Here is a 14,835-nt window from a genome sequence, read left to right as displayed (position 1 = left end):
AAAAACCTTGGAATAAAAAACGATTTTTTTGGTATGCTATTTTAATTTAAATACATTGAAATATAGATTACCAAAACAAATATAACAATAGTTATTTGACAAATATAAAGAAAATAAAATATGAAAAAAAGAGGGTAATGAGCAATATCTAAATTTTAAAATCTTGCTTATTGTCTAATAGAAATTACATAAAATAAATATCTAATAAAAATATATATTATAGATTTTTACTTTTAACTTAATTAAGGCTTAATTATGTCATTAAAAAAAGCATGTCTCTTTGTTTTGTTTTTACTGCATTCAAATTCAACTTTCGCAAAAAACTATAAGGAAATTAAAGTTTGCTCTGAAGCGGGATTTATTCCTTTTGAAATGAGAACTGCCTCTGGAAATTGGGATGGCTACGACATTGCTTTAATTAAGGAATTTGCTAAAAAAAGCTCACGAAAAGTAAAATTTATAGATCAGAAATTTGATGGGCTTATACCCTCATTAATCGCAAGTAAAAGCTGTGATATTGTGGCTTCTGCAGTAGGAATTTCTGAAGAACGAAAAAAAATAGTGAACTTTTCTGAACCTACTTATTTCTCTGGATTTGATGGACTTATCCATGCCAGAAGTTCTAAAATGTTTGATTCTTTCGAAAAAATAAATCAAAAAAATGTTCGTATCGCTGTTCAACAAGGCACTTTATCATCGACATATGTAAAAAATGTTTTTAAAAATGCTCGAATTTCAGAATACGAAACCAATTCCGGACCAATTCAAGCAATTATATCTGATAAAGCTGATATTTATATTGATGACAGCGTCTATCTTTCTGTTGCTGTAAAAAGAAATATAAGTAAATTTGAACTTCTTGGTAAAGAAAAATTACCTGAAAATCAAGAAGATGGTATGGCCTTCTTATTTCGTAAAAGTGACACAGAATTAAGGAACCAATTTAATGAATTTTTCAATCAAATAAAATCTAATGGTGAACTTGATAAATTACAAAATTATTATTTTAAAGAAATGGGCTGGATGAAGAATTTTCCGGAAAATTAATTTATTTTATTTTTAAATAATCTTCGATTGTTGAGTTATTAATATCTTCAGCTAAAATATCCCATTCCATTTCTGGAACTTCATCTACAATCGGACTCATAATTTTATTTTCTTGATCTTTATGAGGCAGATGCCAAGCGCAATGAGCAATTTCATGAGCGACAACGATTTTTCTAACTTCTTCAGTACTTTTATTCCAAACAGAAGTATCAATGACAGCGTCTCTTATGGAAATCCAATATTTATTTCCTTGGTTAGTTACTTGATAATAACAAATTCCAGCCGAACTCACTTTATCACTATTATTTTTAGGTTTAGGAGCAACTCCAAAAGAAATACTGACAAAATCAATTTTGTGTAATTTTTCAGGGTAAACACCATATTTTTGTAAAGTCATTTTAATATCGTTTACATAAGGAATAAATATAGGATCAACCGAACCTTTTTGTGTTGACTCTAAAAAGACTAATTTTTCTTGATCAACTAATTTCTCTTGATCAACTTTTTTTTCCGGCAAACCGCAACTGACAACACCAAAAATTCCCATAACCATTATAATTACTTTACGACTCATTTAATTACCCTTTAAGATAACCTTTATTTAAAAGAATATTATTTTAAATTAAATTTAATTATGAAAAATCTTAAATAGGAGATTTTTTTAAATTAATAAAAATGGTGCGGAGGAGGAGACTCGAACTCCAAAGATCTTGCGATCACTCGCACCTGAAACGAGCGCGTCTACCAATTCCGCCACCTCCGCATACTAATGATTTAAAAGGTCAGCAAATTGAAGTCAAGATAAATCATAAAAAAACCAAATAATCCTTTAAAATGAGTAACCTAAAAGAACCTGAGAATCGACCTGCAATCCTTGTAACTTCCCAAATAAATAGCTTGTCCCCAATTGAAGTTTAAAAAGAAAGCCGGAACCAAGGTAACAAGCAAGCCCTAAATGAGATTGTAATCCTAACGCTGCTTGATTAAAACTATGATATTCACCATTTAAAAATAATGAGTTAACAAGAATGCCTCCCTCTAAAGCAAAACTGTCAGAAAATGAAAAAATTTCTGAACGTAACCCCATCCCTGGTCTTATAAAGACGCCACCCCCCATAATGGAACTTTGAATTTTATTATTTTGGTTACTCAGTGAATTTTGGTATGATATTTCAAGATTTTCTTGAAATTTAATTCTAGCGTAATCAAATTGTAATAAAAAGTATTTATACTGAAATGATGAAGTCGAATAAAATAAAGTTCCTTCAGGAAAATTTAAATTTCTTAATTTATAGTTTTTTAAAGTTCCAAAATCTTTTAAAACACCAACACCTGTTACAAATTTGATATTTCGCTCTGCTAATTCCTCATTTTTAATTTCATTTTTATTCAATTCTTCATTACCATTTGATTTTATGGGAAGATCATATTGAGATTTCAGCGGATTAGGTAAAAAATCGGGTTTATTTTTACGCTCCACAAATTCATTAAAGACGACATTTAAATTAGTTTGACTTTCTGAAGGATGAATTTTTTGGACTTGGTAGGTATTATTGAGACAATAAACTGCAGTATAAATAGGGATACCAGCTGGAGTTTCAAATGAAAGTTTATTTTTAAAATTATGTCCATTGATATATAATTCACAACTCTTATTTTCTTTATTTATCTTTACATTAACCTTTGTTTTTAATGAAATCCTATTTTCTTTTAGTGCAAAAGCTAATTTTTTTGCGCTTGAGTAATTTATATGTTTAGAAATATGGATTGGTAGCTGTTGATTTTCATTTTGAGATAAAAGTGATTGCAGGGCATAAATATCATCATTAACAATACCATTGAGAAACAAATAAATATCAATTGGCGCTAAATGATTTCCTATTTTGAAGTCAATCTGAATAAATTCCTTAATATCTGACAAGTTTTTTTCTATTTTTTCTTGATTGAAATTATTCTCATTGTTTTCAAATAATATCATTGTTTCATCCAACATATTAATTATACTTTGGTTTTCAGACGCCTTCGATTCCTTAGACAAAAATATTGAAAAACAAATGAGAAGGTAATTTATAATGTTTTTTTTCATTAATACGCTCATAACCTCAATGATATAGAAAATAACCTGTATAAAGTTTTTACAATGTTATTCAATAATGCTTATAAACTTTACAGTTTTAATCTTCCACAGATATTAAAAAAGCAGTAATTCCATATAAATTATTGATATTTATTAATTAAAAAAATTTGGCACAGATCTTTCTTACCAAATAGGGTCTGAGCCTGCGCGCTCGCTTTAATTTATCCAGAGAAAATTAAAAATGAAGAAGAAGATTCAAAAATTAAAAAATTTATTTAACGATATCAATATTTTAATTGTATCCATACCTATTGCATTCATAATATCATTATTTTATTGTCTTTTTATGCATTCCCAGGAAATTAAGATTTATCGTAATTCTCAAAATAAAATGAAACAAATCCCTGTTATTTTCCCTAATAGACAGCCTGACGGACAACAAAAAGGAATAGATATTGCGATGGCTTTATTCTCAATTGAAAGCTCTGAAAACGTAGCTTATCCTGTTTATCGAGAGAATCTACCTTTTCGTGGTTTGACATCGGGAAATCCTTTTTTAAATGAAAAAGAAGTTTTCATTGGTGAAATGGCTTATTCAAGTTGGGGAATTTTAGGCTCAACTCTTGCTCATGAAATTGAAATTCACGGCAATCAATCATTTTTAAAAATTGAATTTTTAAATTATACTTATAATTTGTTTTATTATACTCAAAATTTAATAAAATCAATTTTTCCAGTTATACAATTTGAAGATTATAAAGATTTAGGATTTGGAGCCTATCAAGCTGAAAAAGAAGCTTATATATTTGAAATCAACTGCGAAAAAAGATTTAATTTAAATACTAAAGAAATCATAGCTATTAAAAATATTCTTGACAATGAATTAATTTAACTATTCATCTTTATTATGGCTATTTTTTCTTTCCAAATTGTATTTTTCACATTTCATAATTAAGCTAGCACGACTTATGCCTAATTTTAATGATGCTTTACTTTTGTTCCATTTTTCTAAATCCAATCGTGTTAAAATCATCTCTTTTTCTAAATCTTCAATAGCATCTTTTAAATTACCTTGTTTATTGATATGAGAAAATTCATCATTTTTTGGACTTTTTTGAGATATTCTTTCAGACAAAAGATCTTCATTAATTTCTATATCATCTCCAGATAAAACACAAAGTCTTTCCACTTCATTTTCAAGTTCTCTCACGTTTCCCGGCCATTTGTATTTTTCCATAAGATACAAACAGGATGGACTTATTTTTTTATTTTTTACATTATTATGTTTAGAATAATTTTCTAAGAATCTTTTGATTAAAAGTGGGATATCTTCAACCCTCTCTTTAAGAGGAGGAAGTTTAACATTAATTACGTTTAAACGGTAATATAAATCTTCTCTAAATGTTCCATTTTGAACCATGAGTTCTAAGTTTTTATTTGTAGCAGCAAGGATACGCACATCGACCTGTTTTTGCTCAACACCGCCTACTGGTATAAAAGTTCCTTCCTGTAATATTCTCAATAATTTAACTTGCATTGAGGGTGATGTGTCTCCAATTTCATCTAAAAAAAGTGTTCCTTTATCAGCTAACTCAAATAAACCTTTTTTATCCTTGATTGCATTTGTAAACGCACCTTTCACGTGACCAAACAATTCAGTCTCCAATAAATTATCATTGAGAGCACCACAATTTTGAATAATAAAATTTTTAGTTTTTCTTTTTGAATTTATATGAATTGCTTTAGCAATTCCTTCTTTACCAGTACCATTTTCCCCTGTAATTAATATGGTCGCTTCACTGTCACTAATTTTAGTAAGTAATTTAAAAACTTCTTGCATAGCAGAACTTTTGCCTACAATATTTTCAAAATTCCAATCTTTTTTAATACTTGAAGATATCGTATTAAAATCATCTCTATTTTCTATAATAGATTTTCTTAATAATAAAATTTCATCAATAATTACTTGTAATAATTCCTCTAAATATTTTACTTCTTTCATAGATAATATTGGCAAAGAATCAATATAATCTTCTATTGTTATTCCTTCTTTATGAAAGGATTTTCTTAAATAAAAACGTAGTTTTTCTTTTTGATCATCTACGGTTTCTTCAATTAAAAAGCCATCTGCAAATATACATCCAATATATTCATCGTCTATTTTTAAAGGAAGAGATATGGTACTAAATCCCGCATGACAGGTTGATAAAAGCTGTTCACCAACTTCTTCAGATTTTATGGTTGTATTTCTTGCAATATTGACACAATCCTTAAATGTTTCATTATTTTCTGTTATTAATTTACAAATTGGATTTGTAGGATTAAAAAATTTTCCTTGTGGAACGCCTCTTAAATAACCATTTTTATCGGTAAAATTTAATTGAATATTCCACCAATTTCCCATGATTTGTTTTAATCGTTTGACAACATTGAGATTTTCAAAATGATCGAAATTGAGTTCAGTTTCTTCAAGCACTTAACCTCCTAAGAACATTTTTTAACGCTTAGGCATTGATATATTTCGGTTTAAAGTGCAAAAACTTTATTCACTTTGATAAAAATATAAACACTTTTTATTTTATGACCAAAAATGAACACTCAAAATTGAAAATGACACTTGACGCCTCGAACTTTTCTTAGCATACTTACTCTAGCCTCGCGTAGTTTTTGTTTGATAATATGGCAGAACCTACAATGATTGTAATAGGAAGCCAACGGCTTTTTGGTGTGCACGCCCTCCGGCATAGTACGATTGAGGGAAGCCTAAAAAAAGGTCACAAGGCTACCACTTTTTGAAAAGTGGGTTTCTCCTATGTATAAAAAATACGCGAGGTGTTTTAAATCATTTCTTAACAAAAATTTCATTTCCAAATTTTAAAAACAAAATAGATTATTTAATTCTTTTTCTTGTTGCGATGAAAATTTTATCCTCCAATATAAATAATTTTGACTCCGTAAATCCCATTCATTTAAGCTAACAGTAATTAATATTAACCCGAAATAACCTCTATCAGATCAAATTAACTTAAAAGTATTATATTTAGGGAGTTTATTTTGGACGAATCAAAAAAATTAAAATTAAATTCGACTCTCAATAGCGACTTTAAGATCAAAGAAGCAGTAGACTCAAATCTTACAGAAGATCAAGTAAGAGAGTTATTAGCTCAAATAGCAGCAATTAATAAAACCCAAGCTATTATTGAATTTGGTTTAGATGGTATTATTCATAGTGCAAATGATAATTTTTTAAATGTTATGGGATACTCTCTTGATGAAGTAAAAGGAAAACATCATCGAATATTTTGCGAATCAAGCTATACAAATTCAAGTGAATATCGTCTCTTTTGGGAAAAATTAAATTGTGGTGAGTTCGATGCAGGAGAATACAAACGCATAGGAAAAGGCGGCAAAGAAATATATATTTCTGCGTCTTATAACCCCATCTTTGATTTAAATGGCAGACCGTATAAAATTATTAAATATGCTTCCGATGTAAGTAAACAAAAATTAAAGGATCAAGAATTAAATGCTTTATCAAAAACTCAAGCCGTCATTAACTTTAATTTAGATGGTACTATTGCTGATGCCAACAATAATTTTCTAAGCACAATGGGATATAGAATAGATGAAATAAAAGGAAAACATCATTCCATGTTTTGCGATCCTGCATATACAAGTAATCCAGAATACCGCGATTTTTGGAATAAATTAAATAATGGTCAATTTATAATGGGACAATACCAAAGATTTGCGAAAGGAAATAGAGAAGTGTGGCTTCAAGCCTCCTATAATCCCGTCTTTGATCTTGATGGTAAAGTATTTAAAGTGGTCAAATACGCAACAGAAATTACGAAGGAAAAGAAAGAATCATTAGAACTTATAAAAACCCTAGGTGATACCGCATTTCAATTAGGAGCAGCATCAGAAGAACTTGCCGTAACAGCGTCACAATTAGCTGACAATGCAAAGAAAACAACACAGCAATCAATCAGCGCATCTGCTGCTTCCGAAGAGGTTTCAAAAGGCGTTCAATCTGTAGCTACAAATACCGAAGAAATGGCAGCTTCTATAAAAGAAATATCAAAAAATACCACTTCAGGTTCAGATAAAACTAAACAAAGTATGAAGCGCGCTAAAGAAACAAATGCATTGGTGACACAATTAGGAGTGGAGAGCAAAGAAATTGGAACAGTCATAAAAACAATTAGCTCCATTGCACAACAAACAAACTTATTGGCATTAAATGCCACAATTGAAGCAGCAAGAGCCGGTGATGCGGGAAGAGGATTTGCCGTTGTGGCAAATGAAGTCAAAGAACTTGCAAAGCAAACAGCTAAAGCAACTGAAGATATTTCTGCAAAAATAGGAACCATTCAGCAAAGCACTTCTAATGCTGTCTCTGCCATTGAAGATATTTCTAAAGCCGTAGAAGAAATAAATACAATTACAGTCACCATCGCTTCGGCCATAGAAGAACAAGCGGCGACTACAAATGAAGTGTCACGGGTTGTCTCAGAATCAAGCAAAGCAGTTGAGGGAATTTCTATTTCTATTAAAAATGTCTCCGAATCTGCTTCGCAAAGCTCTTCGGGAGCTTCTCAACTCCAAGATGCCGCAAAAGGTTTAAGCCAACTTGCTTCAAAACTCAGTGAACTCGTCACTCGATTGCAAAAGAATTAAAAAATATTAAATTTTCGTTTACTTATTTCAATAGCATTCTTTCAGGCAATAATCCTCAAATATCTTAATTTTCAAAAAATATTCTTTAATTAATGAAATTTTTATATTTTTTTTCTATAAAGAACACTGCTCATTGTTGGAGGAGAGATCAACATGGATTCACAATATTCAGGAATAGCAAATATTAATGGCGAAATGTGCAGTCTTCTTGAAGCAAAAATTCCTCTATCTGATAGAGGTTTTTTATTTGGACATTCTATTTTTGAAACATTGCTCGTAAAAAATGGCAAAATCGTCAGTTGGGATTATCATTTCGAACGCATGCTGTTTAGTTGTCAAGAAGCTTTTATAAAATCACCAAATAAAGAATTGTTATTGGAATGGGCACAAAATACAGTAAATGAAAACATAAAAAAATCTGGATTTATTAACAAAAAAACTCAATTAAGAATTATAATTTCAGGAGGTAATTCTTTTGATCTTTCAATTAAAAAAGATCAACAAATCCTTCCAAAATCTAATGTTATTATTATTTGTAGAAATGTAGCAGGACCTTCGCAAGAAAATTATTTAATAGGAATAAAGTTGAAATGCATGCCTGATTTACGTGCTCCTGCATTGGTAAATATTAAAAGTTGCTCTTATTTATACAATTTAATCTCATTAGAAAATGCTAAGAAAAATAGTTTTGATGATGCTTTATTTTATAATTCTAAGAATGTAATTACGGAATCAACAACAGCAAACTTTATTTGGTTTGATGAAAATTTCAAAGTCATGAGCCATGCCTTTCAAGGCAATTGCCTAGCAGGTATCACTCTAACAAGACTGATCACGGGGTTGGAAAAAGCAAAAATAGTGTTTGACTGGAATGAGTTAAACCGTACAAATATAGCTTCTGTAATGGGATGTGCCATTATTTCATCAATCCGCGGCATTGTGCCCGTTCGACAAATTGATGAATATAAGTTTGATACCCATACTCACAACAAATTTTTTGAAAAGCTCAGTCAAGCGCTTCAAAGTGAAGAATCTTAAGGTTTTAAATATGAGAGTTATCGCAGGACAATACAAACGAAGACTTTTACAATCTCTTCCCGGAAATGATCTGACACGCCCCACATCTGATCGCGTCAAAGAAAGCATTTTTAACATCATTTCAGGTGATATTGCTGACACCGTCGTTCTCGATCTCTTTGCAGGAAGTGGATCATTAGGTATTGAATCACTCAGTCGCGGTGCTAAAAAAGCAATTTTTGTAGAGCAAAATTTTGATGTTGCAAAAAACATTCAATTGAATCTCGACAACTTAAAAATTAATGAAAACGACTACATTTTGATAAAAAGTGATGTCTCAAAATTTCTCAGTTCAAATACTCTGAATTCGAAAGTCGACATCATTTTTGCCGATCCCCCTTACCGATCAGAATGGTACGCTCAAGCCCTTGAAGAAATTGAAAAATCAAATATTTGCAACGAAAATTGCACTGTCATTTTCGAAATGCCCACAAATAGAAAAATTCAACTACAATGCAATTCTGAGGGTTGGCTAAAAGAAGACGAACGCCAGTATGGAAAGACAAAAATAGAAATTTGGCGCAAAGGACTCAAGGAATGAAAAAAAATCATATTTTCAAATTATTAACATTATCAACCGCTCTTTTTGCTTTTTATAGTTGCAGTACCACCACAACCTCATCAAATAGTATTAACTATTTAATTTCTGGAAATAAATTTGCAGAAAAGGGGGATTTCTCAAAGTCTGCTGAGCAATATCGGCTGGCTTTAAAAGATGAGCCACACTCTACGACAGCAAAAAGAAATTTAGGTCTCGTCCTTGTCAAAATGAACCGCTACAAAGAAGCTCTTGCCTACTTAAATGAAGTTTCCGCTTCCTATCCTAAGGACAGTGAATTATTTTACTTTTTAGGTGAAGCCAATCGCGGAGTAGGTTTAGAAAAAGACTCCATAAAAGCATATCAACATGCCTTAAGTCTCTCTCCCGATGACTTGCGTACTATGAAATCACTAAGTTGGGTCTATTTGAGAACGGGTGAATACGATCTTGCAGAAAAATTAATTAAAAAAAACTACGATAAAAACCCCCAAGATCTTCAGCTTATGCTCATTATGACAAGCATTGACGTAAAAAAAGAGCGTTATGCGAAAGCCATTCGCGAAATGCAAGATTTTGAAAAATCAGACTTCAAAATTGTCAGTCGCGACCAAACAACAGCAGAAACCGAAAAAATTCTTTTATTAAATGTTTTAGGAAATGCCTATGCGGGTCAAAATGATTGTGCCAAAGCACAAAAAATATTTGATCTTGTCTTAAAGTTAAGACCTTTTTTAGCTCCGACACTCACCGATTCAGCAAAATGTGATTTAAAAACAAACAATACTAATCAGGCTCGTGGCAAACTGGAAAAAGCCTACTCAGCAGAACCTGACTATCCCGAAACCCTGTTCTTGCTTGGAAAAGTTTATTCAAATAACGACCCTCAAAAAGCAGCCTTTTATTATAAAAGATTTATAGAACTGAGTAGTGATGACAAGACTTTTGCAGCAGAAAGTAAGCAAGCACAAGCATCTTTAGAACGTTTACAGGCGAAAAACTTCGACACCCTAAAGAAATCTGATTGACGCAAGTGTGAGATTGGTTAACTATAATATTTGAATTAACCCCTTTTAAGGGTTTAGGATTAATTATTACAATTTAAATTAATGAAAGGGTATCGAACGATGAAACTCTCATCAGAACAACTCGAACGTCTCGCAGAGCGTGTATTTAAAGTTCTTAAATGTTCTGGTCATATCGAACTTGACTATGATACCGAAGAACGTATTGAAGAAAAAGTCATTGAACAAATCACCAATGTTCTTGAAGATGACTCCCGCACCGAAGACCGTCTTTCTCGTGAAGCAGAACGCCTTGTGCAACAACAAAGTCAAATCGCAAAATCATCTGGAAAAAGCTATGAAAGTCTTGTGGATGAAGTCAAAATTCGCTTAGCGAAATCAAAGCGCGTCATTTTAGGTGATGAGCCCGAACGTGCCGATTCGCTCGCTGAAAAAGTGCTGAAAGCCATTTGGAAATTAGATAGCCTCGACTTTTTTAGTGATGACATGAAAGTGCAAAACTGCATCGCTCGTGCTATTCATCGTTTCCGTATTGAAGACGACCGCATTATTGAAGCAGTTGAAAAAATTGTTAATAAGAAAAGCGGAGAAGAACCATACAGCCATGCTTGGTGCATAGCTTATGACAAATGCTACAATGAAGTCCGCCAGCGCATTGCAAATCAAAAATCTTCCGATGATTCTCCTTCAATGGGTGGCTGACTCTACAACATAAGAGAACAGAACACGTGCAGCAAATAGAAGAGTTTGTCCACCTCCACATTCACTCTGAGTACTCTCTCCTCGATGGCTCCATCAAAGTCAAAAAACTCGTTAAAGAGCTGAGCAAACAAGGCTATACAGCGGCGGCTCTTACGGATCACGATGGGATGCACGGTGTTCTTGAATTTTATCTTGCCTGCCAAGCAGAAAAGATCAATGGCATCATTGGCTATGAAATAAATGTAGAGCCTTTATATCTTGAAGATAAAAAACAAGTAGGACATTTAATATTATTAGCAGAAAATGAGCTTGGTTATTCAAATCTCATTAAACTCTGCACAATTGCAAATACCTCTGGAAAAAATGCCCTTTTTACCGATTCTACAAACGTAACATGGGAAGAACTAAATAAACACTCCGCAGGAATTATTTGTTTAACAAGCTGCATAAAAGGTGAATTATCCCGCCTAGTATTAAATAATAACGACGAAAATTCAATTTTATATTTAAAAAACCTATCGGATGTTTTTGGTTCAAATAATGTTTTTGTAGAACTTATTGATAACGGAATTCCAGAGCAAAAAAACTTAATCAAACAACTTTCACTCGTAGCTGAAAAATTAAATTTAGAAACCGTTGCTACAGCTGATGTGCATTATCTTTATAAAAAAGATAAAGAAACACATATGTCTCTTCTTGCAATCAAAAATAAATTACAAAAATCTGAAGTCAAAGGAATACCAAACGAAATTGAATTCCATTTGACAACTAAAGAAGAAATGATAGAAAAGTTTTCTAAATACCCCAAAGCATTATTAAATACAAAAATAATTGCCGAGAGATGTCATGTAAAAATAGATACTAAAAGCGTTTTCATGCCCGATTACCGACAACGTGAAAATGAAACTTCAGATGACTGTCTTGTGCGTCTTTCTTGGGAAGGACTTGAAGCTCGAAAAACCGCTGTTTCCTCTTGGATGGGTGAAAAATTTAATGATGATGTTTGGGAAGAATATAAAAAGCGCCTAGAATATGAACTATCTGTAATTTTAAAAATGAAATTTTCAGGATACTTTTTAATTGTCCAAGACTTTATCAATTGGGCTAAAATAAATAATATTCCCGTAGGACCTGGTCGTGGATCGGCCGCTGGAAGTCTTGTTACTTATGCGTTACGTATTACAAATATAGACCCCATTCGTTTTAATTTGCTATTTGAGCGTTTTTTAAATCCGGAACGTATTTCTATGCCGGATATTGATACCGACTTTTGCCAAGACAGACGCGGTGATGTCCTAAACTATGTTTATCAAAAATATGGCAACCGAGCGGTTTCACAAATTGTGACTTTTGGCCGAATGATGGCTAAAAATGCTTTGAAAAATTTGGCACGTATCAATGGCTGGTCTTTTCATGACAGTAATGAATTCGCCAAACTTATTCCCGAATCACCTGGAATTACCCTTGAACAAGCTATAAAAGAAGAAGAAAAAATAAGGGAACGAATAGAATCCGATGAACGAGCGCGCAACTTATGGGAAGGCGCTTTAGAAGTCGAAGGAACTTTGAGCTCATTGGGCATTCATGCGGCAGGTGTGATTATTTCCGATCGCGCCCTAGACGAACGTTGCCCTTTACTGGAAACAGAAGGGCAACTTTTAACTCAATTTGAAAATAAATATGCTGAGAAAATTGGACTTATTAAATTTGACTTTTTAGGACTAAAGACTCTTACTGTTATTGATAATGCTGTAAAACTCATTCATAAACAAAAAGATCCCGATCTTGATATCGAACGCATCGAACTGGAAGACAAAAAAGTCTACGAAATGATTTCCACAGCTCATGTGACAGGCATTTTCCAGCTTGAGTCCACTGGTATGCGCAAACTCATTGCAGATTTAAAACCCACTTGTTTTACAGATATTATTGCTGTTCTCGCCCTTTTTCGCCCCGGTCCCTTAGGCTCAGGCATGGTGGAAGATTTCGTGAAGCGCAAACACGGCGAAACCCAAGTTGAGTACCCCTTTCCCGAACTGGAACCGATTTTAGGCGATACTTACGGGGTTATTGTTTACCAAGAACAAGTGCAAAAAATTGCTGCCGTGCTTGCAAATTATAGCTTGGGAGAAGCGGACTTATTGCGTCGCGCCATGGGTAAAAAAGACAAAAATGAAATGGAAAAGCAAAAAAGCCGATTTGTTTCTGGCGCCACCGAAAATAAACATGACCCACAAAAATCGGCGGAACTTTTCGACCTTATGGCCATGTTCGCAGAATATGGATTTAATAAAAGTCACACGGCTGCATATGGTTGGGTAACATATCAAACAGCATGGCTTAAAACGTATTATCCCACAGAATTTATGACCGCCATAATGACCTGTGACTTGGATAACACCGATAAAATTGTCGGGTATGTACGCGATTGCAAGCGTATGAAAATCAAAATTCGACCACCCTGCGTCAATCACTCGCGCTTTGAATTCAGCATTCCTGGAGAAAAAATTATCCAATTCGGCCTCGGGGCTATTAAAGGACTTGGTTCTGGCATCATTCAAATGATCGTGCAAGAACGAGAAAAAGGGGGATCTTTTGCCACAGTTCCCGAATTTATAGCACGCCTTGATGCACGCAAACTTAATAAGAAAGTCATGGAAAGTCTCATCAAGGCAGGAGCTTTTGATGCCATGGCAACCAATCGCGCTGAACTTTTAGCAAATTCAGACTCTTGGTTACGCACCATCGCAAAGGAAACAGAACGTGAGGAAAATACAGGCTATGATATTTTTGGTATTTTTGAAACACCGCAAACAAAAGTAGCTGAAGCAAAAAAGCAAAAATTAACTTCAAATTCTCCACAAGCCACAAAAAATAAATTTGAATTTTGTCCCTTAGCATTACCAACACAAGTCAGAACAGAACAGTGTGCTAAGCGAATATTAAATCATTTGATTGCTATCCAAGTTAAAGAAACAAAACCATGGAATTTTCAAGAACAATTAAGCCATGAATTTGTAACCTTGGGTTTTTATATGTCAGGACATCCTGCCGATCTCTTAAGAGAAGACTTAAAAGAAATAACAGAAATTTCACTCGATCAAGCACCACTATACATTGAACCAGACAATATTCCCGATTATAAACGCAAGACAATTAAAATTGCGGGCATTGTTACCATGGTTATGGAAAAGAAAAATAAAGAGGGCAATGCTTTTCTTGTCCTAAAAATAGAAGATGGATTTGGAGAACTGGAAGTTACATTATTTAGTAAACAATATTCTGCCCTAACAACACCTATAAAAATGGGTGAAGCTCTTATTTTAGAATGCAAAATTAAAAAAGGAATAGAAGAAGGCAGTGTAAAAGGTGTGGTACAAAGTTTTGATCGCGTATCGAATAAACGGATTGAACTCGTTAAACGAATTGTATTAAATACAGATGAAAGTTTCTTAAAAGAATTTAATAATTTTAAATTACTTGAGAATATCTTAAAAAAGAATCAAGGTGAAACGCCTTTATTTCTAAATGTATTTATTCCTGAGCAAAATATGCTTATAAAAGCAAAACTTGGTAACCATTACATTAGCCCTTCAGATATTTTTATTATGGATATTGAAAATACCTGGCCAGGCGTTGTAAAAGTTGAACGTTTATATCAACTTCCCATTCAACATGTCTAGTTAAAA

At 32.7% G+C, this 14,835-nt stretch carries 11 protein-coding genes, 1 tRNA gene and 1 other RNA gene; 9 read left to right on the top strand and 4 right to left on the bottom strand.

Translation table 11 applies throughout. The features are described 5' to 3' along the window. Positions 1–255: 255 nt before the first annotated feature. Positions 256–1,047 carry an ABC transporter substrate-binding protein gene (locus AXG55_RS02805; RefSeq protein ID WP_148696620.1) on the top strand — a complete coding sequence of 264 codons (792 nt, stop codon included), beginning with the start codon at positions 256–258 and terminating at the stop codon, positions 1,045–1,047. A 1-nt stretch (position 1,048) separates the two neighbouring features. Here AXG55_RS02805 and AXG55_RS02800 read toward each other — a convergent pair whose 3' ends face one another. The 3 genes from AXG55_RS02800 to AXG55_RS02790 form a co-directional block, all read right to left on the bottom strand. Continuing rightward, entirely contained in the window at positions 1,049–1,621 is a 573-nt protein-coding gene (locus tag AXG55_RS02800; RefSeq protein ID WP_148696619.1) for a hypothetical protein, read from the bottom strand. A gap of 102 nt (positions 1,622–1,723) precedes the next feature. Then, positions 1,724–1,810: transfer RNA gene (locus tag AXG55_RS02795), tRNA-Leu, on the bottom strand. A gap of 66 nt (positions 1,811–1,876) precedes the next feature. Further along, positions 1,877–3,133, bottom strand: a complete 1,257-nt coding sequence (locus AXG55_RS02790) for a hypothetical protein (RefSeq protein WP_148696618.1) — start codon at positions 3,131–3,133, stop codon at positions 1,877–1,879. A 232-nt stretch (positions 3,134–3,365) separates the two neighbouring features. On the opposite strand from AXG55_RS02790, the gene AXG55_RS02785 reads away from it, so the two are divergent. Further along, positions 3,366–4,016 (top strand): hypothetical protein, encoded by a 651-nt coding sequence (locus tag AXG55_RS02785; protein ID WP_148696617.1) that lies wholly within the window; start codon positions 3,366–3,368, stop codon positions 4,014–4,016. On the opposite strand, the gene AXG55_RS02780 is transcribed toward AXG55_RS02785, so the two are convergent. Beyond that, the gene (locus AXG55_RS02780; RefSeq protein ID WP_148696616.1) at positions 4,017–5,600 is read right to left on the bottom strand and encodes a sigma 54-interacting transcriptional regulator; all 1,584 of its coding nucleotides are present in this window, start codon (positions 5,598–5,600) and stop codon (positions 4,017–4,019) included. A gap of 173 nt (positions 5,601–5,773) precedes the next feature. Here AXG55_RS02780 and ssrS point away from each other — a divergent pair. The 7 genes from ssrS to dnaE all read left to right on the top strand — a co-directional run bounded on the left by ssrS (position 5,774) and on the right by dnaE (position 14,829). Then, a non-coding RNA gene (ssrS, locus tag AXG55_RS02775) (6S RNA) lies at positions 5,774–5,963 on the top strand. Positions 5,964–6,178: 215 nt separating this feature from the next. Then, positions 6,179–7,804, top strand: coding sequence for a methyl-accepting chemotaxis protein (locus AXG55_RS02770; RefSeq protein WP_148696615.1), 1,626 nt, complete (start codon positions 6,179–6,181; stop codon positions 7,802–7,804). A gap of 153 nt (positions 7,805–7,957) precedes the next feature. Further along, positions 7,958–8,842, top strand: a complete 885-nt coding sequence (locus AXG55_RS02765; RefSeq protein WP_148696614.1) for an aminotransferase class IV — start codon at positions 7,958–7,960, stop codon at positions 8,840–8,842. A gap of 10 nt (positions 8,843–8,852) precedes the next feature. Beyond that, positions 8,853–9,422, top strand: a complete 570-nt coding sequence (rsmD, locus tag AXG55_RS02760) for a 16S rRNA (guanine(966)-N(2))-methyltransferase RsmD (RefSeq protein WP_233231329.1) — start codon at positions 8,853–8,855, stop codon at positions 9,420–9,422. After that, positions 9,419–10,447: a tetratricopeptide repeat protein gene (locus tag AXG55_RS02755; protein WP_148696612.1), complete on the top strand. Its 1,029-nt coding sequence runs from the start codon at positions 9,419–9,421 to the stop codon at positions 10,445–10,447. Before rsmD ends, AXG55_RS02755 begins: the two co-directional genes overlap by 4 nt. A gap of 99 nt (positions 10,448–10,546) precedes the next feature. Next, entirely contained in the window at positions 10,547–11,146 is a 600-nt protein-coding gene (locus AXG55_RS02750; RefSeq protein ID WP_233231328.1) for a DUF507 family protein, read from the top strand. Positions 11,147–11,172: 26 nt separating this feature from the next. Next, on the top strand, positions 11,173–14,829 hold the full coding sequence (gene dnaE / locus AXG55_RS02745) for a DNA polymerase III subunit alpha (protein ID WP_233231327.1): 3,657 nt from the start codon (positions 11,173–11,175) through the stop codon (positions 14,827–14,829). Positions 14,830–14,835 lie beyond the last annotated feature (6 nt).

It is taken from the genome of Silvanigrella aquatica (assembly GCF_001907975.1).
Classification (GTDB): Bacteria; Bdellovibrionota_B; Oligoflexia; order Silvanigrellales; family Silvanigrellaceae; genus Silvanigrella; species Silvanigrella aquatica.
Note: the sequence above shows the minus strand (reverse complement) of the source record. Positions and strands in the feature narration are given on the sequence as shown.